Genomic DNA, 20,498 nt, shown 5'->3' with positions numbered 1-20,498 from the left:
CTTGTCAGCCATCGAGGCTCCTTTCGTCGAACGCCCACGTTACGCCGGAGAGGTCAGCGGCGCGTAAGCAGCGTCACAAGTTGTGTACCCACTCGGGCGCCCGCAGGACCTGAGCGGGCCGGCAAGCGGCGGGACGATGGTGAACGTGTGGAGTGGGAACCTTCCCACAACGCACCGGGCCGAAGTCTCACAATGATGCGGCGGACGACTGCGCCACCAAGGCCCACGTCGCCCGCGCCAGCACGACGACCAGCAAGAGAGGACTCCATGAGCACCTGCGCCCCCGCATCGTTTGTCCCCCACGCCGAGGCCCTGGCCCGCGCCGAGCGCGGCCTGCGCGAGCTTGCCGCCGCGCGCCGCGACCGGTGCTACCCCGCCTTCCACATCGCCTCGGACGGCGGCTGGATCAACGACCCCAACGGCCTCTCGTACTTCGGCGGGCGCTGGCACGTGTTCTACCAGCTCCATCCCTTTGGCCCGCAGTGGGGCACCATGCACTGGGGCCACGTCTCGAGCGCCGACCTCGTCACCTGGCGGCGCGAGCCCGTGGCGCTGGCTCCGAGCCTCGAGGTCGAGCGCGCCGGCGTCTACTCAGGCTCGGCCGTGGTGGGCGACTATGGGCGCCTGCGGCTCTTCTACACCGCCCACCGCTGGCGCAACGGCCGTGACGAGGCGGACGGGAACCAGGAGGTCCAGTGCGCCGCCTGCTCCACCGACGGCACGCGCTTCGAGAAGCTCGGCGTGGTGGTGGACAACCCCGACGACCTGCGCGACTTCCGCGACCCCAAGGTGCTGCGCCGGGACGGGCGCTGGTACATGGTGGTGGGCCGCCGCTCCCCCGACGGGCACGGGGAGGTCGTGCTCTACGCCTCGGACGACCTCGACCGCTGGTCGTGGGCCGGTGTGCTCTACCGCCACCCCGACCCCCGCGTCTACATGATCGAGTGCCCGGATCTCTTCTGCCTGCGCGCACCGGACGGCGACGAGCGCTGGGTCCTGTTCCTCTCCGCCATGCGCTCACAGGCACCGGCAGACGGGGCAGACGGCGCATCCAAGGGCGAGAAGGGCGACGAGGGCGCGGCGGCGCACGACCACGTTGACACCTCCGGCTACCTCGTGGGCACGTGGCAGCCGGGCGAGCCGTTCCGCCCGGAGGGCCCGGCGTGCCCGCTTGACCGGGGAGGAAGCCTTTACGCGCCCCAGACGATGGAGGCCCCCGACGGCCGGCGCCTCGTGGTGGGGTGGATGCGGCCGGACGGCGCGCTCGACGTCCAGGACGACAACTGGTGCGGCCAGCTCAGCGTGCCGCGCGAGCTCACGCTCGGCGACGACGGGGCGCTGCGCAGCGCGCCGGCCCGCGAGCTCGCCGCGCTTCGAGGCCCGGTCCGCGAGCTCGGGCCGCTCGCACTGGGGGCGGAAGAGGCGCTCACGCTCACCGACGACGCACGCACCGCGGAGGTTGCGCTGAGCGCCCCTCTGGGGGATAGCACGTCTGCGGCCCTCGCGCTGGAGGCGCACGTGGCCGAGGACGGCTCCTGCGCGCGCGTCGTCGTGAGCCCCGCGCTGCGCCGGGTGACGCTTGTGCGACGCTCCGCTGACGGGACGGACGCCGTCTGCGGCGTGGCCCCGCTGCCGCCCGACGCCGGGGAGGTGACGCTGCGGGTCCTCGTGGACCGGGACTCCGTGGAGGTCTTTGTCGACGGCGGCCGGGAGGCGATCTCCGCCTACAGCCTCCCCGTGAACGGACCGCGCGCGGTGTGCCTCGTCGCGGAGAGCGACGCGGCCGAGGTTCGCACGCTCGCGATCTGCGAGCTCCGCTCCATCGGGCTCGACGGCCGCGCCTGAGAAAGGCCCCCGCCGCAAGCGACAGGGGCCTTGCGTGAGCTGTTTCTGCCCGCAGGTTCTTCTCGCCGGCGCCGCTTCCCTAGTCGAGGCTCTCGAGGATCTCCCGTAGGGCGGCCTGCACCGCGTGCTCGGTGTTGCGCCCGATCACGCGCTCGGCGATCTGCTTGAGCGAGTAGCGGGCGTTGTCCACCACCACCGGGTGCCCCACGAAGCGCAGCATCTGGTAGTCGTTCATCGAGTCGCCGAAGGCCAGGACCTCGTCGGGCGAGGCGCCGAAGTAGCGCATCACCTGGTTGAGACCGGTGGCCTTGCTCACGTGGCGCGGCGTCACGTCGATCCAGCGCGAGCCGCTCGGCAGGAACGTGAACCACTCGCCGAGCTCGCGCTCCAGCACGTAGGCCATCTCGGTGATGAGCTCGGGCCGGTCGCAGCAGACGGCGGCCTTGATGATGTTGACCTCGGGCGAGGGCGGGTCGTACACGCGGATGGCCGTCCCGAGGTCCTTGTCCAGCTCGCTGATGTAGGAGCTGAGGTCGTCGATCAGGTAGACCGCGTTGTCCTCGTAGACGGCGAGGTGCAGGCAGTCAAAGAGGTGGCAGGTCTCAAAGAGCTTCTGCACGGAGAGCGTCGAGAAGACCTCGCGGTCCAGCAGGTGGCCGTCGGCGTAGACCTGCGTGCCGAGCGAGGCCACGTAGGCAATCTCGTCGGCGACGGGGCCGAAGAACCACCGAAGCGTGTCGTAGCGCCGACCCGAGCTGGCCACGAAGCGGACCCCGTGCTCGGTCAAGGCGTGAATGAGGCCGAAGGTCTCCTCCGGGACCTGCGAGTCCCCGTCAAGCAGCGTCCCGTCCATGTCCGATGCGATGAGCTTAATCATGGCCCGTCTCCTTTGCGCGCAGCCGATGTGGAATCGTTCTCATACTTGCATGGTTGCCCAGATGGGCGCCCACGTCAAGGGACAGCCGGGAGACGGGGCGGAGTGTGCCGCGGACGGGCGAGGCGCGGGTACTGCGCGGGCGGCCGCGGCCGGGCACGCCCGACACCGCGGACGGTCCTTCTCGCCCCCGTCGCCAAACGCACCCGCCACGGCCCCTCCGCTACGCGAGCCCGAGCGCCATGCCGATCGCGTGCGCCGCAAACGTCACGACCCACGCCACCACACACTGCATCACCACGACCACCGCCGCGTAGCGCCCGCCGAGTTCGTTTCTCACCGCGGAGATCGCCGCCACGCACGGAGTATAGAGCAGCACGAAGCACAGGAAGCAGAAGGCCGTGAACGGCGTGAAGAGCCCGACCAGCGCCGCCGTGGACCCGCCGAGCAGAACCGTGAGGGTGGCCACGACGTTCTCCTTGGCACCGAAGCCCGCGACGAGCGCCGCCACCGCAATCCAGCTGCCAAAGCCCAGCGGGGCAAAGATCGGCGAGATGAGGGCGCCGAGCTGCGCGAGCATGCTCTGGGACTGGTCGGCCACCACGTTGAGGCGGACGTCGAAGGTCTGCAGGAACCAGATCACCACGCTCGCCACGAAGATGATCGTGAACGCGCGCGTGATGAAGTCCTTGGCCTTGTCCCAGGCCAGACGCATCGTGGTGCGCAGGCTCGGCAGGCGGTAGTTGGGCAGCTCCATCACAAAGGGCACCGGGTCGCCGCGGAAGGCCGTGTTCTTGAGCACGAGCGCGGCCACCACGCCCACGACCATGCCCAGGACGTAGAGCCCCACCATCACGAGGGGCGCCGTGTCCGGGAAGAAGAGGCCGGCGAAGAGCGCGTAGACCGGCAGCTTGGCCGAGCAGCTCATGAACGGGGTGAGCAGGACCGTCATCTTGCGGTCGTGCTCGGAGGGCAGGGTGCGCGTGGCCATGATCGCGGGCACCGAGCAGCCGAAGCCGATGAGCATCGGCACGAAGCTACGGCCGGAGAGGCCCAGGCGTCGCAGCAGCTTGTCCATCACGAAGGCCACGCGCGCCATATAGCCGGAGTCCTCGAGCACCGAGAGCAGGATGAAGAGCACCACGATGATCGGCATGAAGGTGAGCACCGTGCCCACGCCGGCAAAGACGCCGTCGATCACCAGGGAGTGGACCACCGGGTTGATGCCGAAGGCCGTGAGCCCCGCGTCCGCCGCCTCCGTCACCCAGTCGATCCCCAGCTGCAGCAGGTCGGAGAGGCGCTGGCCCACCAGGCTGAAGGTCACCCAGAACACGAGCGCCATGATGGCGATGAAGACGGGGATGGCGGTGTACTTGCCCGTGAGGATGCGGTCGGCCGCCACCGAGCGCGCGTGCTCGCGGCTCTCGTGCGGCTTGACCACGCACGCCGCGCACACCCCTTCGATGAACGAGAAGCGCATGTCCGCGAGGGCCGCCATGCGGTCGTGCCCGGACTCGTCCTCCATCTGCGTGATGATGTGCTCCACGGCGTCGAGCTCGTTCTGCTCAAGGTTGAGCGCGCTCACCACGAGGTGGTCGCCCTCGATGAGCTTGGTTGCCGCAAAGCGCACCGGCAGGTTCGCCGCGTCAGCGTGGTCCTCGATGATGTGGCAGATACCGTGGATGCAGCGGTGCAGCGCGCCGCCGTCGGCGCCGTGCTCGTCGCAGAAGTCAATGCGCCCGGGGTGCTCGCGGAAGCGCGCCACGTGCAGCGCGTGCTCCACGAGCTCGGAGATGCCCTCCTCCTTGGCCGCCGAGATCGGCACCACCGGGATGCCGAGCGTCGCCTCCAGGCGGTTGACGTCGACGGTACCGCCGTTCTCGGTGAGCTCGTCCATCATGTTGAGGGCAAGCACCATCGGCCGGTCGAGCTCGATCAGCTGCAGCGTCAGGTAGAGGTTGCGCTCGATGTTGGTGGCGTCCACGATGTCGATGATCGCGTCCGGGCTCTCCTCGAGGATGAAGCGGCGGCTCACCACCTCCTCGCTCGTGTAGGGGGAGAGCGAGTAGATGCCGGGCAGGTCGGTGATCGTGGCCTCGGGGTGACCCTTGATCTGGCCGTCCTTGCGGTCGACGGTGACGCCCGGGAAGTTGCCCACGTGCTGGTTGGAGCCCGTGAGCGCGTTGAAGAGCGTGGTCTTGCCACAGTTCTGGTTGCCGGCGAGGGCAAAGCTGAGCGGGTGGCCCTCCGCCACCACCGAGCCCGCGCGCCGCGGCGCATAGGCACGCTCGCCGATGGCCGGGTGCGCGGATGCCTCGATGCGCTCGGCGCCCTGGGCGGCCTCGTGGGCGTCATGGACGCCGGTGAGCGTGATGTGCGCCGCGTCGGCCGAGCGCAGCGTGAGCTCGTAGCCGCGCAGGCGGATCTCCAGCGGGTCCCCCATCGGGGCGCGCTTCATGAGCGTGACCTCCACGCCCGGCGTGAGCCCCATGTCCAGGATGTGCTGCCGGAGCGACGCCTCCTCGCAGTCCACCGACGCGACCACCGCGTCCTTGCCGATCTCAAGCTCGTCCAGCGTCATGCGCGCTCGCTTCCCCCTCGATGCTCCGTTCGGACGCCATTCTAGCGCGTGGCAGGGAGGACGGGGGCACATCGAGCGAGCCTGAAACCAAAGGGCCGCGGCAGGGCGGGGACAGGGAGGCGCACGTACCGCCTGCGGACGGTCCTGGCGAGAAAACCGTCCGGGAACAGTGCGGCCCGGGGGCGCGCACCGTCTGCGGACGAATCTTTCCTCCAAGGCGTCCGGGAACAGTGCGGCCCCGGGAGCGCGTACCGTCTGCGGACGGTCTCGGTAAGAAAACCGTCCAGGAACGGTGCGGCCCAGGATGTGCGCACCGCCTGCGGACGTTCTCGGCGAGAAAACCGTCCGAGAACGGTGCGTCCGCGGCGGATGGTCCTTCTCGCCCGCCGGGCCGCCCACGGCAGACGGTCCTTCCCGCCCGCCGGGCCACCCGCGCCGGCGCCGGTGCCCTATGCCTTGGCGAGCAGCGCCACGCCGATGGCGCCCGGGCCGCAGTGCGAGGTGATGACGTTCCCGGTCTCGTACCACTCGACCTGCGCAAAGCCGAGGCCCTGGGCGTGCTCGGTGGCCGCGGCGCGCACCTGGTCGGGCAGCCCCGGGCTCTTCACGAAGACGATGCGCGCGGGGTCGAACTCCTCGCGCAGCGCCAGGTAGTCGATGAGGCTCACCGCCGCCCCGGACATCGAGCCGCGGAGCTTCTTGGTGGCCACGAGCCGGCCCTCCCGGAGCTCCACCACCGGTTTGATCTTGAGCAGCGTGGCGCCGAGGAAGGCCACGTTGGAGAGGCGCCCGCCGGCGCGCAGGTAGCCGAGGTCCCCGGGCAGAAACGCCATGCGCACCCGCGCGGCCACGCCCGCGGCGAAGTCGCGCGCCGCGGCCACGTCGGCCTCCGGGTGCGCGCGCAGCCAGGCGGCCGTCTCGCGCACCACGAGGCCCTGGCCCACTGTGACGTGCTGGGTGTCGAGGGTGGTCACGTAGTCGCGCCCCTCGGCCGCCGTGAGCGCGGACTCGAGCGAGCAGGTGGTCACCGCCGAGTAGGCGAGGTGCAGGATCTGGGCGTCGGGCGCCGCGGCGTGGATGCGGTCGAAGGCGGCCTGGAAGTCAGCCGGCACGCAGCCGCTCGTGCGCGGCAGCACGCCGAGCTGACGGCACTGCTCGAGCATCTCTGAGGGCGAGATCGTGCCGTCGTCGATGGTCTTGTCGCCGATGGTCACGTGCATCGGGACGAGCTCCACGCCCAGCTCGGCCGCCTCCGCGGCCGGGATGTCGCAGCCCGTCTCCGCCGTGATGATGACCCGTGCCATGATCGTCCCCTCCCCGGGGCGTCCGCCCCCGCGTCCGTAGGCGCCCGCGCACGGGGCGCGGCACACAACCCTGAAAAGCCTCGCCCATTGTACCGGCTCATGCCGACGCGGCACCGCCCGGGCGCCCGTGCGTCGGTGACAGGCGCTTTTCGCAGACGCGACACAACTTGTACAAGCAAATGTGAGAAGCTATAAGACCGTGACTTTGTGGAGGGGCCAGGTGCCGGGGCCGGTCAGGCCAAGGCGCGCACAGGGAGGAGGACGTCCATGTATCTGGAGCACATCACGTCGCCAGAAGACGTACGCGCCCTCCCCGCCTCCGCCCTCCCCGCGCTCTGCCAGGAGATCCGTGACGCCGTCATCACGAGCTCGGCCGCCGTCGGCGGGCACCTTGGCTCCAACCTCGCCGTGGTGGAGCTCACTGTGGCGCTGCACCGCGTGTTCCACACGCCGCACGACAAGCTCGTCTTTGACGTCTCGCACCAGACCTACCCGCACAAGATGCTCACCGGGCGCGCCCGCGCCTTCCTCGAGCCGGAGCACTTCGAGGACGTCTCCGGCTTCTCCAGCCCGCGCGAGTCCGAGCACGACCTCTTCTCCATGGGCCACACCTCCACCTCGGTGAGCCTGGCCTGCGGCCTTGCCAAGGCGCGCGACCTCGCCGGCGAGAAGTACGACGTGGTGGCCGTCATCGGCGACGGCTCGCTCTCCGGCGGCCTGGCCTTCGAGGGCCTCGACAACGCCGCCGAGCTCGGCAGCGGGCTCATCGTCGTGGTGAACGACAACGAGTGGTCCATCGCGCCCAACCGCGGCGGCATCTACCGCAACCTCGCCGAGCTGCGCGCCACCCACGGAACCGCTCCGAACAACGTGTTCCGCGCCCTGGGACTGGACTACCGCTACCTCGAGGGTGGCCACGACGTCGCCGCGCTCGAGGCGGCCCTCGCCGAGCTGCGCGGGTGCGACCACCCCGTGGTCCTCCACGTGCACACCGAGAAGGGCCACGGCTTCGCGCCGGCCGTCGCCGACCCCGAGAGCTGGCACCACGCGGCGCCCTTTGACGTGACGAGCGGGGGCCGGGCCCACACGCCCGTGCCGGCCGACTCCGCCGACGAGAACTACGCCAACGTCACTGGCGCGCTCCTGCTGGACTGGATGCGCACCGACCGGCGCGTCGTGGCCGTGAGCGCCGCGACCCCCTACATCATGGGCTTCACGCCGGAGCTGCGCGAGCGCGCCGGAGCCCAGTTCGTGGACGTAGGCATCGCCGAGGAGCACGCCGTCACCTACGTGACCGGGCTCGCCCGCGCGGGGGCGCGCCCCGTGCTCGGCATCTACGCCACCTTCCTGCAGCGCGCCTACGACGAGCTCTGGCACGACCTCTGCCTCAACGCCGTGCCAGCCACGATACTCGTCTTCGGGGCGTCCGCCTTCGGCACGACCGACGCCACGCACCTGGGCTTCTTCGACGTCCCCATGCTCGGCTCGATGCCCGGTCTCACCTACCTCGCGCCCACCTGCATCGAGGAGTACCTCGACATGCTCTCCTGGTCCGTCGGCCACGAGGGCGGTCCCGTTGCCATCCGCGTCCCGGTGGCAGGCGTTGCGTCCCGGCCGGACTTCGCCCGGGCCGAGGACTACGGGCAGGGCTTCGAGGTCGTGCGCGAGGGCGCCGGCGTGGCCGTGCTCGCGCTCGGCGACGCCTTCCCGCTGGGCGAGCAGGTCGCCAACGAGCTTGCCGCGCATGGCGTGCGAGCCACGCTCGTGAACCCGCGCCGTGCGAACGCCGCCGACGAGGGGCTGCTCGGGAGGCTTGCGGTCGGCCACCGCGTCATCGTCACGCTTGAGGACGGCGTCCTGGAGGGCGGCTTCGGCGAGCGCTGCGCCCGCGCGCTCGGCGCGGACGACGTGCGCGTGCTCTGCTACGGCCTGCCGCGCGCCTTCGTCGACCGCTACGACCCCGCCGAGCTTCTCGCCAGCTGCCGCATGACGCCCGCGGACGTCTGCGCCGACGTCCTTGCCGCCCTGGGGCGCGAGGCCTAGCGGGGCATCCGTCGTCCGTCCTCGCTCCTGATCTCGGAGCGCAGGCGGGAGAGCGTGACCGGCGTCATCCCCAGGAGCGACGCAACGTACTTGCTCGGGGCCAGCTCGACGAGCTCGGGGTTCTTCTCGGCAAACCAGAGATAGCGCTCACGCGCGCGCAGCTGAGAGACGGCGCGGCGCACCTCCCAGTGCTCGCGCCACGCCTCGGCCACGATGCGTGCATAGAGCTGGTTGGCGGCGAGGCTCGTCTGAAGCAGACGCTCTATCACCGCAAGCGGCACGAAGGCCATGTCACTCTCCGCGAGCGTCTCGACCGCATCCGGCGAGGGCACCCTCAGCTCTGGGCTCGGCGCAAGGACGGCGCCCGGACGGACCACGAGGCAGTCCGTGGCGTCGTGGCCCTCGGCGTCGGTGAAGAAGCTGCGCACCAGCCCCGAGACGAGGAAGCCCACACGGCCCGAGACCTCCCCCTCGCGCAGCAGGAGCTCGCCCTTGCGATAGTGCACGAGCGCGGCGTCGGCGGCAAGCGCCCGTGCCAGCTCCTCGTCCCTTATGCCCACGACGTCTTTGAAGAACGTCTCAAAGTCAAAGTCAGAAACCGGCTCCACGGCCCAACACCTCCGCTTCCGGGTAGGCTCCAGCAGGCGGCCCCTTCGGGCCAGGGCTACTTACTCTACGCCATCCGGCTCCACGGCGTCCTCCTCTTCGGGGACGTTTGCCCTGGGCGGCACGTCCTCGGCCGCGGGCGTGCCGGGGCCTGCCTCTCGCGCGGCGCGCGCCTCGGCGAACTTCTCGCGCATCGTGGGGTTCTTCCAGGTGAGCTTTCTGATGGTGAGCTCGTCGGCCTTCTTGTTGGCCAGGCGCAGCTGGTTCTCCGAGGAGGTCAGGTTGTCACGCACCTTCTGCAGGTGGGTGATGGTCTTGTCGATCTCCTCGATCGCGGTCTGGAACTTCCTGCTCGCCGTGGCGTAGTTCTTGCCGAACTTGTCCTTGAAGTCGTCAAGCGCCTCCTCGAAGTGCGTGATGTCGATGTTCTGCTGGCGGATCTCGGCGAGCTCGCGCCGGTAGCCCACGGCGTTCTCCGCGGCGTTTCTCAGCAGTGTGATCATGGGGATGAAGAACTGCGGGCGGATCACGTACATCTTCTCGTAGGCCCAGGAGACGTCCACGATGCCGGAGTTGTAGAGGTCGCTTTCCGGCTCGAGCATCGAGACGAGCACCGCGTACTCGCAGTGCTTGTTGCGCCGGTCCTGGTCCAGCTTCTTGAAGAAGTCGGCGTTCTTGTGACGGCTGCGTTCGGCCGAGGCGTCGTCCTCGTTCTTCATCTCGAACATGATAGAGACGACCTCCACGCCGTCCTCCCCCACTTCACGGAAGACGTAGTCGCCCTTGGAGCCGTCCACGACGTCGTTGTCCTTGTGGAACTCCGCGCCGCGAAAGCCCAGCGACCTCCAGCGGTTGAACTCCATCTCGCAGTGCTGCTCGAGCGTCTCCCCGATGAGCTTGGTGGAGAGCCGCGAGCGCTGGGAGCGCAGGCGCTCGATCTCCGCCTCGCGGTCCCGGATGGTCTGGTCCTTGTAGTTGGCCTGCTCGAGCATCTGCTGCCTGAGGGAGGCCTCCACCTGGTTGCGCTCGAGCTGGGCGGAGCGCACCTGCCCCTCCAGCTCCGTGATGCGCTGGCCCTGCTCGCCGGTGGCCTCGCTCACGGCCAGGGCCTTCTCCGTGGCGAAGGCCTCCTCGCGGGCCTTGAGCTGGGCCTCGAGCTCCGCCACGCGCCGCTCTGAGGCGCCGAGCCGCTCCGCGAGGTCCTTCTCGGCGGCCGCGCGCTGCTCCGCGAGGTCCTTGCTCGCCGAGGCGCGGGCGAGCTCGAGCGCGGTGGCGCCCTCCCTGACCTGCGCCTTGAGGCGCTCGATCTCCGCGGCGCTCGCCGAGGCGGCGGAGGCGGCCTCCTCGCGGGCCTTGGCAACGGCAGCTGTCACCGCGCTCTCGCGCTCGCGGCGGGCCAGCTGCTCGCGCGCCGCGAGCTCGCTCTGGAACTCCGCGTCACGCACCTGCCGCACGATCTCGGCGTACTCCGTCTCGTCAACCTGGAAGACCTCCCCGCAGTGCGGGCACCTGATCTCAGCCATCGCTCCCCCGTTCTTGTGGTCTGGTACAAGGGTACCCGTCCGACCGGACACAAACGGGCGAGAAGGGGCGGCGGGCACGAGGCCTGCTACTCCCCGTCGCGGAACGTCAGCAGGTCGGAGTAGTCAGCGTTGCGCGGACGGATGCGGTCGGGGTCGCGGAAGAAGTCGCGCGTGAGGCGGCGGATAACCGGCGAGAGCGCGATGAGGGCAATGAGGTTGGGGATGGCCATGAGGCCGTTGAAGCAGTCGGCGAACTCCCACACCACGTCGAGGTTCGCCACGCAGCCCGCGAACACCATGGCGACGTAGGCCACCTGGTAGACCCGGCGCGCCACGCGACCGGCCCTGGGAGCGCGGCGGAAGAGGTACTCGACGCACTTCTCGCCGTAGTAGTACCACGCGATGAGCGTGGCGAAGGCAAAGAGCATGAGGCCCACGGTCACGACGTACTGGCCGCCGGGGATGCTCTGCTCGAAGGCCGCCGAGCTCATGGCGCCCTCGGGCATCTGCGGGTCGGCGCACCAGAGCCCCGAGGTGATGATGACGAGGCCCGTGAGCGTGCACATCACGATACTGTCGAAGAACACCTCGAAGGTGCCCCAGAGGCCCTGGCGGGCGGGGTGGTCGGTGTCGGCGGAGGCGTGCGCGATGGGCGCCGAGCCCATGCCCGCCTCGTGGGTGAACACGCCGCGCGACATGCCGACGCGGCAGGCGTACATGACCGTGGCGCCCAGGAAGCCGCCCGTGGCCGCCGTGCCGGTGAACGCGTCGCGGAAGATCATGGCGATGGCCGCCGGGATCTCCGCCGCGTTGATGACGAGCACCGCGAAGGCGCCGATGAGGTAGAAGACGGCGACGAAGGGCACGAGCTTCTCGGTGACCTGCGAGATGCGCTTGATGCCGCCGATGAGCACGAGCCCGGCGAGCAGCGCCACGACGGCGCCGATGACGGGCAGCGGGACGCCGAAGGTGGCGTTCACACTGCCGGCGAGCGAGTTGGCCTGCACGCTCGCCCCGATGCCGAACGAGGCAAGGAAGCCGAAGATGGCAAAGAGCACCGCGAGCCAGGTGGTGCCCAGGCCGCGGGAGATGTAGTACATGGGGCCGCCGACGATCTCGCCGCGCTCGTTGCGGGTGCGGTAGGCCACCGAGAGCGTGACCTCGCAGTACTTGATGACCATGCCGGCGAGCGCGGAGAGCCACAGCCAGAAGATCGCGCCCGGGCCGCCCGTGGCCACGGCGAGCGCCACGCCGACGATGTTGCCCGTGCCGAGCGTGGCCGCGAGCGCGGTGCAGACCGCCTGGAACGGCGAGATGGCGCCGTGCTCGAGCTCGTCGGCACTCGGGCGGTGGAAGAGCGTCTTGGTGGTGTAGCGCATCACCACGTTGAAGCGCCTGAAAACGACGCCGCGCGTGACGAAGAGCAGGAACACGCCCGTCCCGATCATCAGCACGACCATGGGAAGGCCCCACAGGACGTTGTCGTTCAGCGTGGACAGGACAGACATGAAGGAGTCGAACATGAGTCACCCTTCGACGGAGATGCACGACGGTACAAGCTGAAAAAAGTCTACGGTTCCGGTGTTTCCATCCCATGACAGGGAGGCGGGGCGAGAAGGACGGGCATTGGGGGCGGCTACTCTCCCGCCAGCGCGAGGTAGCTGCCGAGTACGGTCATCCCGCAGGTAGGGCATCTACCTCCACCAGGTCGTGGGCCGCCTCGTTGCCCTCGCGCATGGCACGGCGCTCGTCCATCTCCCGCGTGAACTCGGTCCCCGTCGGCACGCGCCTGCGGACGGCAAAGGAAAAGCCGCCCTCGTCAACGAGGCGCTTCATGAGGACGGTGTGGGCGGAGGTCGGCGGGGGGGCGGAGGACGGTGGGGGCGGAGGCCGGCGTCAGGCCAAGCTCCTCCGCGGTTCGGTTGCTGTCACGTCCATTCGCACGATTCGCCGACGAGCTGCCGAATCCGCAGCAGCTCGTCCGCGATCCACGGGTAGAGCTCGTCCCAGTGCTCGGGCGAGACGTCGGCCGAAAGCTTTACCAGGAGCTCACGTGACTTCTCGTTCCCGTCGTTCCAGACAACTTCCCCACCCGTAGCGCCGAGCAGCGCCTCGACCTCGTGCCGCCGCTCCAGCAGCCAATCGTACAGCGAGAAGTCCGTGGTGTAGACGCTCGCCCCGACCCAGCCGTCGCGCCGCGCGCAGAACGCGGTCGCGTGCGCGTCGCGCCGCCCCAGGCCGAACGTGACGTACCAGCCCGAGTTCTCCCACCGCTCCGACTGGTCGCCGTACGCCTGCACGAAGTCGGGCCGGTCGGAGCAGTAGCTGAAGAGCCCGTCCCAGAACGCGGCGAGCAGGCTCTTCCGGTCTATCGCCTCGGCCCGCTCCGCGTCCACCAGGTACCGTACCAAAGCGCTCGTAGTCAGAAACCATCCCGCACAGCACAATATCAGATGATAAATTACACTATATGGAAGATCGTCAACAGGAAAGGTGACCTTCATGACCTTCGAAGACGCCAGAGACGAAGCCCTCTCGTTCCGCGACGCGCGAAACTGGAAGCAGTTTCACAACCCAAAGGACCTCGCGCTTTCAATCTCTCTAGAGGCCGCCGAGCTGCTCGAGTGCTTCCAGTGGAGCGGAGCCGATCTGAATCCGGAGAAAACTCGCTCGCACGTTCGAGAGGAACTTTCAGACGTAATGATGTACTGCATCTATCTTGCCGATGCGGAGGGAATCAACATACCCGAAGCGCTTCATGACAAGATTCTCAAGAATGGGCAGCACTACCCTGTTGAGAAATCACGTGACTCCTCCGCAAAATACTCGGAGCTCTAACCGACGCTCTATGCTGCATGTCCCTCTTGGGCACGCATGAGCGCCGCCTGCAGCTCAGGGTCCACCGCAAAAAGGTATAAGCCGTGTACGCCACGCTTGAGCAAGACACCAAGCTCGTTTCTGAGGTTCTTTTCGGAATAGTCGTACTTGCTCTCACGCTTGTTTGTCGCCTTGGCATTCTTGCTCGCAGCCGCGTCGAACACAATCCTGCCCTCACGATACTTTACTGATGGCCCGATAATAACCCCGGCGTAGTTGAGGTCGAATCCCTGAATCGTATACGTCGACCCAATCTCATCGATCGTCTCGGGCTTCTCCGCCCAAGAAATCTCCTCCTCCGCCTTCGTGGAAGAGCGCTTCACGAGACAATAGTTCCAGGGATGGCAGAAACGAGTTGGCTGGCTCGCGTCCTCGCCCTCGACAAACCCATTTGGATCATCGGCGGCAAGCCCCATCTTCCATTGACCGTCATAATCAAGATGAAGCTCAACATCCCACATAGAGTCGGGAGTGCCCTCATGGGGCTTGTCGTCCTTATATGCCCAATCATACGTAGCAAGCACCCGAGAGAGCCCCTTTCCCTCATCATCAGCCGCCTTCTCACGGATGGCGAGAAACAGATCGACAGGTGATGAGAAGACTCTCAGGTCATAAGGCTGCTGGCCCTCTGGGAATCCCTTTTTCTCAGATCTTGGAATTGCCCCGATGCCCCTCCCATCCGCGAAGTCCTCAATCCAACGAATCGTCTCGTCGTCCGCGGCAATGCGCATCTGCCGCCTAAGTTGAACCGAAGCGCACGAGAAATGTTCGCCCGTACTCAGGATGACCGAGCGTTCCCCATTGGAAGCGCCGTCGTACGCTCCTACAAGCTGTACCAAATCATCATCGGTCCACTGTTGCTTGGCCTGAAGAATCTGCTTAGGGTCAAAGACGGCAACCGTCACCTTGGCACGTCTCATGATGTCAAGTAGCATATTATAGCCGGAATAGCTTTGATCTTTTTGTGTAAGGAGCAGATGGGCCTCGTCCACGAGGGCAATGTCGGCTCGTCCGCACGGGGCAAACACGTCACCCCTCTGCATCCGCTTGCCATTTGCATCAAACCGCGGGGCGCTGTACCTGTCAATAAACGTAACGGGCTTCAAAACAACCTGATCTGCTTCTTTCTGCAGGCCGAGCTTCGTGGCAACCTGGTTGTAGACGTGACGTTGCTCGTTATGCTTGATGAGAATGAAGGCGGAGAGTCTGTCCGCTCTGTTAGCGTTTTCCCTAAAAAGATCAACGAGACCCTCGTCGTCCAAGAGTCCCCGCGGCCCCAGCTCACGAGCAATTCGATAAAAAAGATGGCTTATGAGCACGGTCTTTCCCGTGCCAGCAGCACCTTCAACAAGAATCAGCTTCCCGAATTGTCCGTCAGCAAGCGCGTCGGCTGACGCTGAGGCGATCAAGGCCTCCTGAATCGCCTGAAGAACCATCTCTTCAGCCTCAATTTGTTCGTCTGTCAGCCGATGAAAGGGAGATGCCTTGAAGAGCGCCGAGTCCTTGACAACGGTCTCCGACGGGAAAATCTCCGGGCGCATTGTGCTCAAGCTGCGCCAAATGCTCGAGAAAAGACTGTCGAACTCCTTACGCGTATAATAATCGCCCTGAGCGTTGGAGCGACGGTTATTAAGATGCGAGACAGCATCCGAGCCGAGAAGATACTGCATCATGCGGTTCTCGACATCTAGCGTAAGTGACTTGTTGAAGTGCTCATTTCCGATGATGAGTTGACGGACTGACTCGTGATCATGCTCTGCGCGATTGGCAAGTTCCCCCCAGTCCTCTCGGACTTTCGCATCGGGGCCAAGGTGCTGCCTCGTCCTCGCGACGATGCCGTTCGTCTCTCCGACGTAGACGTCATACTCGTTCATCCGAGAATGCTGGTCGCACGTCCCTGAATAAACGACGTACACCGTCGGATAATGGAAGATAAGATGGCGCTCGTCCTTCCCGAGCTTATCCCGATACCGTCGCGCAAACGAGTCCTCGTCAAAATCCCAAACGGGAGCGTCGACAACGAGCGGTTGGGGAATGAGATCTTGAGGAGTCACTTCGTCTTCCTTCACTCTCAGGACGTCAGATACTACTGTAGCTTACAATTCTCTATCCAAGAGTCTGCCGAGCGAAAGGAGTGCTTTGAACAGCAAGTATGGCTCCGAATGGCGGAAGTGGGATCTTCGCCGACCTTGTGGCCCTGCTCTCAGGGTGCGATCAACTTCGCCTACAGCGTCTATCTCAGGCTGCGAGACGACGCGGCGGTCTCGGCCACTGACGTGAAGCGGTATGTCCAGCGTTAGTACGTGACGTCCGTTCTGACGGGGAGGTACTCGGGATCGTCTGAGTCCGTTATGGACCGTGACATCCGCTCCATCGCCGAGCGGGGCTTTCTTACGGTGTACGAGGAGATCGTCCGGGCGCAACTCTCCGACACGTTCTGGGAGGTCGGCCTGCCCCAGCAACTCAACACGACGAGCACGCGCACGGGCGCTTGGCTGGTGTACCTTGCCTCGCAGGTGCGCTCAGCGGATAACACGCTCTTTACGAGCGGGTTCAAGGTCGCTGACGTCATCAGCAACATCGGCGACATCCACCACATCTTCCCTAAGGCGTACCTCAGGGAAAAGCTCGACGCGCCGCAGCGCCTCTACAACCAGATCGCCAACTACGCCTATCTCGAGAAGCGCATCAACATCGCGATAGCCGACAGCCGACCGGGCGACTACTTCGCAAAGGCGCTGCATGCCTGTCAGGCGGGGGAGAAGTACTTCGGAGACATCCAGACGGTTGACGAGCTCAATGCGAATCTCTCCGCCAACTGCATTCCTGCCGATGTATATAGCATGGGAGCCGAGGATTACGAGTACTTCCTCGAGGAGCGCCGCAAGCTCATGGCGGAGAAGATACGGACGTACTTCTTGGGGCTGTAGGATTCGTTCGTCTGCACAGCGTGACTCGAATGGCGCGTGCGTTATCGGTTGCGGCGCCAAGTCCTGCCATCAGCATCGCGTAACCCACCAGCATGTCGACATTGGCCACGATTGCACCCAGCATGCTTACAGGTGTTAGAAGGTCCATCATCAGCGTCGTGACCACCGATTCCATTCGTATCTCCTCTCCGGGCGGGGATGCCCCGCTCGGGAAGGGTGTCCAACGTGGTCACAAAGCGCCATTTCAGCCGGGAAAGGGCGCAAGGCGATGCGTTCTGTCGTTCCACAAAGGAATTCACGCGGGAGGAGGAATCGGGAAATGTCCAATAATGGTTCTTATTGATTGGCAAGTGTCGAGAGAGAGCGCGAACGGCGTGTTTGGAATAAGGAAAGAACAATCAGAGCGCGCCAAAGAAGCGGAGAAGAGACGGGATGGGGCTCTTGATGCGCTGGACGAGAGCCGCAAGACGCTTACAGACGCGAGGGCTAAGGCGGAAGCTACGGTCTCAGAGTGTCTCGATCTGCTGAGCTCGATGAGGTCCGCGCCCTTCAGAATGAGAAGACAGGTTCGATTCGTCGGGCGAGCAAGGAAGAAGTTCCGAAAAAGCAACGAGATAGTTGAAAAGCAGTTCGCGAGAGACGCAATTGCAGCGGGCGCCGCAGTTGCTACCGTTGGCGGCGTGTTGGGCGCCGTCTGCAAGTTCCGCAACGAGATAGGGAACCTCCTCAAAAAGAAGCCGCCAGTCGCCGTCGCCTGGATACTGGCGGTAGTTGCCGGCGCAGCGTTCACCATCAGCAAGATCGGGTCGATTTTCGTGCAGAAAAGCGCGAAGGAGTGGGCGGAGTTCACGGAGGAATGCCTCAGGGTGGCCGACGATGCCACGAAGGCGTCTCTGAGAGCGAAAAGTGAAGCCATGAAAATCTCCCGTCAGGACGAGAGCCTCGAGGCATGTCTTAAAACGCCCGTCAATCTACGCGGAAAAAGGTTCAGGAGCTTCCCCATCCCGAACTTGTACATGAAGGCGACGCGGAGAACGTCGTTCCAGGTTACCCGAATCTGCCAGCTCTTAGTTGGAGCTCCTTAACTGCGCTGGATATCATATAGCAAGTGACTGGTGATAACACAGTCCAGACATCGCAACAAAGACCGGGTGCAAACGGTCCATTTGGCGCACAACATGGCTGGGGCTAACGCGAACCGCGTAGCGCACGCGACGCTCGTCGCCTCCCCAGCTACCGCCCACCGATAGAACCTGCAACCACACGACCCTCCCGCCGCCCCGAGCTGGGCGGTCACCTTCAGGTCAGTCAGCCGTCAGACAACGGCGAAGTCGTAGCGCTAGCCTGACAACCTCAAAACGTCTGAGCAAAGCACGGTATCTACTCCATAACTGTTCAGAAAGCGTACAATGAGGCCGTCAGGATTCGAGTGGGACAAGAACAAGGCGAGCACAAACCTCGCCAAGCACGGGGTAAGCTTTCATGAGGCAACGCGCATCTGGCTCGACCCGAACTACTATCGCGTCAAGGTCGCCCAGGAACCCGAGGACCGATGGCTCGTGGTGGGGCGCGTCGCTCGTGGGCGCTATCTGTCCGCGATTGTCACCTACCGCGGAATCAGTGGCGAGCGCACCCGCATCATCTCCGCGCGATGCGCGACCAAGGCAGAGGTGAGGCGATACCATGACTGACCAGCCAACAAGCCAGCAAATCGACGAGCTGTTCGACGCCGGAGGGGAGGTGCTCCCCTACGCCGACGAGGCGACCTTCGAGCGCCCCCGACAGCCGCAGCGGCGGGTGAGTGTCGACATGAGCGCGCCAATGGTGGCCCGCCTCGACGCCTACGCGAGCGAGTACGGCGTCACGCGCCAGTCGCTCGTGAAGATATGGCTCGCCGAGCGGCTCGACGACGAGGACGACCGGCGCGCGAGGAGGACTTCGATGTAGCCCGTCCGCACTTAGATCAAGCGCCAGGCGGGCCTCAAGTGAGAACGGAGCGCGCATGTTCGTGATGGCAGAGTTCGAGCTCGTCGAGACCGAGTGCGTGGTCCTCGCCGTGCCGCACGGACTCGAAGGAGGAACCGAGGGGAGCGACCCACGCGACGCCTCGATGATGGCGGCCGAGTGGCTCCGGGGCGAGGCCGAGCACTGGCTGATGGCCGGAACCGAGCCGCCGGAGCTCCCCATCGGCCTGCCGCCTGCGCATGGCGGAACCGTCATCCTGATCGGCGTCGACGTCTCCCTCGAGGCCATCGACACCGTCACGGCAAGCGAGGCGGCGAGGGCGCTGGGCGTCAGCCGGCCGCGCATCACGCAGATGATCAGGTCGGGCAGGCTCGAGGGCTACACCAAGGGCCACGCCACCTTCGTCACACGCGCAAGCGTGGAGGCACGGCTCGTCGACCCGCCGCATCCCGGCCGGCCACGGAAGAAGGCTCGGACGGCGTAGCGGATGGTCTCCCTCCCGTCCCGGCACCCCATTACAGCGCGCCGCCACGCTGGCCCGGCGCCGAGGCGGCGATTCCGGAGCCTGGCGGCAGAAAGACCCGTCACCAAAGCGCCACTCTCATCACCCCTGTTATAATCTTCTCAAATCCGGAATCGACTCCGGATTTGAGAAGATTCGAGGAAGGCAGCCGATGTATATCACGCGCGCACTCGAGCCCGTCGTTCGTCGCTACTCCGGGCACTTCAAGGTCATCGTGGTGACCGGTCCCCGCCAGGTCGGCAAGACGACCATGCTGCGCCACCTCATGGAGGAGGACGCCGCAAACGGCGCCGGGCGCTCCTACGTGTCGCTCGACAACACCGCCATCCTCCAGACGGCAAAGGATGACCCCGCCCTCTTCCTTCAGCGCTATAGCCCTCCCGTCCTCATCGACGAGATCCAGAAGGCACCGGAGCTTCTCCCATACATCAAGGAGGTCGTGGACGCCTCCGACCAGAACGGCACGGTGTGGCTCACCGGGTCGCAGCCCTTCCACCTCATGAAGGAGGTCTCCGAGTCGCTGGCCGGACGCGTCGGCGTCATCGAGATGCTCGGGCTCTCCGGTGCGGAGATCGCGGGCACGGCGTCCGAGCCCTTCTCGCCCGGCCCCGACTACTTCGTCCGACGCGTGGCCGCATCCGCATCCTATGACGTGGCCGAGGCGTACGAGCGCATCTGCGCCGGTTCGCTCCCCGGCATCCGTGCGCTACCCGACGACCTGCGTCCCGGCGGCTACGAGTCCTACCTCGACACCTACATCATGCGCGACATCCGCGATCTCTCGCAGATCGGCGACGAGCTCAAGTTTCGTCGCTTCATGACGGCGTGCGCGGCGCTCACCTCCAAGCCCGTGGTCTACGCAGAGCTCGCGCGCATCGCGGACATCGACGAGAAGACCGCCAAAACGTGGCTGTCGCTGCTCGTGAGCTCCTACATCGTCAAGGTCGTGGAGCCCTATGCCAACAACCTGCTCAAGCGCCTCTCCAAGCAGCCGATCATGCACTTCCTGGACACCGGCCTCGCCGCCTACCTGACCGGCTGGACGAGCCCGCGCGCCCTTGAGGCGGGAGCCATGAGCGGGCAGATGTTCGAGACCTACGCCTTCGGGGAGATCTATAAGAGCTTCCTCAACGCGGGCCGGAGGGCTCCGCTCTGCTTCTTCCGCAACAACGACAAGAAGGAGATCGACCTGCTCATGGAGAGCGACGGGACGCTCTACCCCATCGAGGTGAAGAAGACCGCCTCGCCGTCCAAGAAGGACGCGCGCAACCTCGGGGTCCTCGACCCGGTCGCCGCCGATGACGTCCCGGCCGAGCTGGCGGCGCTCAGGCGCGAGATCGGCACGGGCGCCATCGTCTGCATGACGCGGGACACGTTCCCCGTGAGCGAGCGCGCCTGGGCGTTCCCCGTCTGGGCGGTGTAGGGCG

General features: G+C 66.1%; 18 protein-coding genes. 9 read left to right on the top strand and 9 right to left on the bottom strand.

From position 1 onward, the window contains the following. Positions 1-267: 267 nt before the first annotated feature. On the top strand, positions 268-1,845 hold the full coding sequence (locus tag H9X80_RS06160) for a glycoside hydrolase family 32 protein (protein WP_204793470.1): 1,578 nt from the start codon (positions 268-270) through the stop codon (positions 1,843-1,845). Positions 1,846-1,924: 79 nt separating this feature from the next. Here the strand turns inward: H9X80_RS06160 and H9X80_RS06155 are convergent, their stop codons facing one another. From H9X80_RS06155 to H9X80_RS06145, 3 genes are all read right to left on the bottom strand, one after another. Then, entirely contained in the window at positions 1,925-2,722 is a 798-nt protein-coding gene (locus tag H9X80_RS06155) for an HAD family hydrolase (protein ID WP_204793469.1), read from the bottom strand. A gap of 220 nt (positions 2,723-2,942) precedes the next feature. Next, entirely contained in the window at positions 2,943-5,300 is a 2,358-nt protein-coding gene (gene feoB, locus H9X80_RS06150; RefSeq protein WP_204793468.1) for a ferrous iron transport protein B, read from the bottom strand. 449 nt (positions 5,301-5,749) lie between these two features. Beyond that, the gene (locus H9X80_RS06145; protein ID WP_204793467.1) at positions 5,750-6,604 is read right to left on the bottom strand and encodes a DegV family protein; all 855 of its coding nucleotides are present in this window, start codon (positions 6,602-6,604) and stop codon (positions 5,750-5,752) included. A gap of 267 nt (positions 6,605-6,871) precedes the next feature. Here H9X80_RS06145 and H9X80_RS06140 point away from each other — a divergent pair, with 267 nt between their 5' ends. Then, positions 6,872-8,647: a 1-deoxy-D-xylulose-5-phosphate synthase gene (locus H9X80_RS06140; RefSeq protein ID WP_204793466.1), complete on the top strand. Its 1,776-nt coding sequence runs from the start codon at positions 6,872-6,874 to the stop codon at positions 8,645-8,647. On the opposite strand, the gene H9X80_RS06135 is transcribed toward H9X80_RS06140, so the two are convergent. The 5 genes from H9X80_RS06135 to H9X80_RS06115 all read right to left on the bottom strand — a co-directional run bounded on the left by H9X80_RS06135 (position 8,644) and on the right by H9X80_RS06115 (position 13,187). Then, a complete protein-coding gene (locus tag H9X80_RS06135) occupies positions 8,644-9,255 on the bottom strand; it encodes a cyclic nucleotide-binding domain-containing protein (RefSeq protein ID WP_204793465.1) in 612 nt (203 codons plus the stop codon). The two genes, H9X80_RS06140 and H9X80_RS06135, sit on opposite strands and share 4 nt — an antisense overlap. A 60-nt stretch (positions 9,256-9,315) precedes the next feature. Then, positions 9,316-10,776: a DUF2130 domain-containing protein gene (locus tag H9X80_RS06130; RefSeq protein WP_204793464.1), complete on the bottom strand. Its 1,461-nt coding sequence runs from the start codon at positions 10,774-10,776 to the stop codon at positions 9,316-9,318. A gap of 86 nt (positions 10,777-10,862) precedes the next feature. After that, positions 10,863-12,299 (bottom strand): alanine/glycine:cation symporter family protein, encoded by a 1,437-nt coding sequence (locus H9X80_RS06125; RefSeq protein WP_204793463.1) that lies wholly within the window; start codon positions 12,297-12,299, stop codon positions 10,863-10,865. Positions 12,300-12,450: 151 nt separating this feature from the next. Next, positions 12,451-12,612, bottom strand: coding sequence for a hypothetical protein (locus H9X80_RS06120; protein ID WP_204793462.1), 162 nt, complete (start codon positions 12,610-12,612; stop codon positions 12,451-12,453). 92 nt (positions 12,613-12,704) lie between these two features. Further along, positions 12,705-13,187, bottom strand: a complete 483-nt coding sequence (locus H9X80_RS06115) for a DUF4268 domain-containing protein (RefSeq protein ID WP_204793461.1) — start codon at positions 13,185-13,187, stop codon at positions 12,705-12,707. Positions 13,188-13,278: 91 nt separating this feature from the next. Here H9X80_RS06115 and H9X80_RS06110 point away from each other — a divergent pair, with 91 nt between their 5' ends. Beyond that, entirely contained in the window at positions 13,279-13,614 is a 336-nt protein-coding gene (locus H9X80_RS06110; protein ID WP_204793460.1) for a nucleotide pyrophosphohydrolase, read from the top strand. Between the two features lie 8 nt (positions 13,615-13,622). On the opposite strand, the gene H9X80_RS06105 is transcribed toward H9X80_RS06110, so the two are convergent. Continuing rightward, positions 13,623-15,707, bottom strand: coding sequence for a DNA/RNA helicase domain-containing protein (locus H9X80_RS06105; RefSeq protein WP_204793459.1), 2,085 nt, complete (start codon positions 15,705-15,707; stop codon positions 13,623-13,625). 297 nt (positions 15,708-16,004) lie between these two features. On the opposite strand from H9X80_RS06105, the gene H9X80_RS06100 reads away from it, so the two are divergent. From H9X80_RS06100 to H9X80_RS06075, 6 genes are all read left to right on the top strand, one after another. After that, positions 16,005-16,583, top strand: coding sequence for a hypothetical protein (locus H9X80_RS06100; protein WP_204793458.1), 579 nt, complete (start codon positions 16,005-16,007; stop codon positions 16,581-16,583). A gap of 329 nt (positions 16,584-16,912) precedes the next feature. Continuing rightward, positions 16,913-17,668, top strand: coding sequence for a hypothetical protein (locus H9X80_RS06095; RefSeq protein WP_204793457.1), 756 nt, complete (start codon positions 16,913-16,915; stop codon positions 17,666-17,668). 324 nt (positions 17,669-17,992) lie between these two features. Then, positions 17,993-18,274 carry a BrnT family toxin gene (locus H9X80_RS06090; RefSeq protein WP_204793456.1) on the top strand — a complete coding sequence of 94 codons (282 nt, stop codon included), beginning with the start codon at positions 17,993-17,995 and terminating at the stop codon, positions 18,272-18,274. Then, positions 18,267-18,530 (top strand): type II toxin-antitoxin system BrnA family antitoxin, encoded by a 264-nt coding sequence (gene brnA / locus H9X80_RS06085; RefSeq protein WP_204793455.1) that lies wholly within the window; start codon positions 18,267-18,269, stop codon positions 18,528-18,530. Before H9X80_RS06090 ends, brnA begins: the two co-directional genes overlap by 8 nt. Positions 18,531-18,585: 55 nt before the next feature. Continuing rightward, positions 18,586-19,032 carry a helix-turn-helix domain-containing protein gene (locus H9X80_RS06080; RefSeq protein WP_204793454.1) on the top strand — a complete coding sequence of 149 codons (447 nt, stop codon included), beginning with the start codon at positions 18,586-18,588 and terminating at the stop codon, positions 19,030-19,032. A 190-nt stretch (positions 19,033-19,222) separates the two neighbouring features. Next, entirely contained in the window at positions 19,223-20,494 is a 1,272-nt protein-coding gene (locus H9X80_RS06075) for an ATP-binding protein (RefSeq protein WP_204793453.1), read from the top strand. Positions 20,495-20,498: the final 4 nt, after the last annotated feature.

Origin of the sequence: Olsenella profusa (assembly GCF_016900315.1) — a bacterium.
GTDB classification, from domain to species: Bacteria; Actinomycetota; Coriobacteriia; order Coriobacteriales; family Atopobiaceae; genus Thermophilibacter; species Thermophilibacter profusus_A.
The sequence above is the reverse complement of the archived record's forward strand: the minus strand, read 5'-3'. Positions and strand labels throughout refer to the sequence as shown.

What these genes read in the sequence shown, in the direction of transcription:
- H9X80_RS06120 (WP_204793462.1), bottom strand. Translation starts at nt 12,612, where the DNA reads ATGAAGCGCCTCGTTGACGAGGGCGGCTTTTCCTTTGCCGTCCGCAGG.
- H9X80_RS06130 (WP_204793464.1), bottom strand. Translation starts at nt 10,776, where the DNA reads ATGGCTGAGATCAGGTGCCCGCACTGCGGGGAGGTCTTCCAGGTTGAC.
- H9X80_RS06155 (WP_204793469.1), bottom strand. Translation starts at nt 2,722, where the DNA reads ATGATTAAGCTCATCGCATCGGACATGGACGGGACGCTGCTTGACGGG.
- feoB (WP_204793468.1), bottom strand. Translation starts at nt 5,300, where the DNA reads ATGACGCTGGACGAGCTTGAGATCGGCAAGGACGCGGTGGTCGCGTCG.
- H9X80_RS06110 (WP_204793460.1), top strand. Translation starts at nt 13,279, where the DNA reads ATGACCTTCGAAGACGCCAGAGACGAAGCCCTCTCGTTCCGCGACGCG.
- H9X80_RS06095 (WP_204793457.1), top strand. Translation starts at nt 16,913, where the DNA reads ATGGTTCTTATTGATTGGCAAGTGTCGAGAGAGAGCGCGAACGGCGTG.
- H9X80_RS06125 (WP_204793463.1), bottom strand. Translation starts at nt 12,299, where the DNA reads ATGTTCGACTCCTTCATGTCTGTCCTGTCCACGCTGAACGACAACGTC.
- H9X80_RS06145 (WP_204793467.1), bottom strand. Translation starts at nt 6,604, where the DNA reads ATGGCACGGGTCATCATCACGGCGGAGACGGGCTGCGACATCCCGGCC.
- H9X80_RS06075 (WP_204793453.1), top strand. Translation starts at nt 19,223, where the DNA reads ATGTATATCACGCGCGCACTCGAGCCCGTCGTTCGTCGCTACTCCGGG.
- H9X80_RS06160 (WP_204793470.1), top strand. Translation starts at nt 268, where the DNA reads ATGAGCACCTGCGCCCCCGCATCGTTTGTCCCCCACGCCGAGGCCCTG.
- H9X80_RS06090 (WP_204793456.1), top strand. Translation starts at nt 17,993, where the DNA reads ATGAGGCCGTCAGGATTCGAGTGGGACAAGAACAAGGCGAGCACAAAC.
- H9X80_RS06080 (WP_204793454.1), top strand. Translation starts at nt 18,586, where the DNA reads ATGTTCGTGATGGCAGAGTTCGAGCTCGTCGAGACCGAGTGCGTGGTC.
- brnA (WP_204793455.1), top strand. Translation starts at nt 18,267, where the DNA reads ATGACTGACCAGCCAACAAGCCAGCAAATCGACGAGCTGTTCGACGCC.
- H9X80_RS06100 (WP_204793458.1), top strand. Translation starts at nt 16,005, where the DNA reads ATGGACCGTGACATCCGCTCCATCGCCGAGCGGGGCTTTCTTACGGTG.
- H9X80_RS06140 (WP_204793466.1), top strand. Translation starts at nt 6,872, where the DNA reads ATGTATCTGGAGCACATCACGTCGCCAGAAGACGTACGCGCCCTCCCC.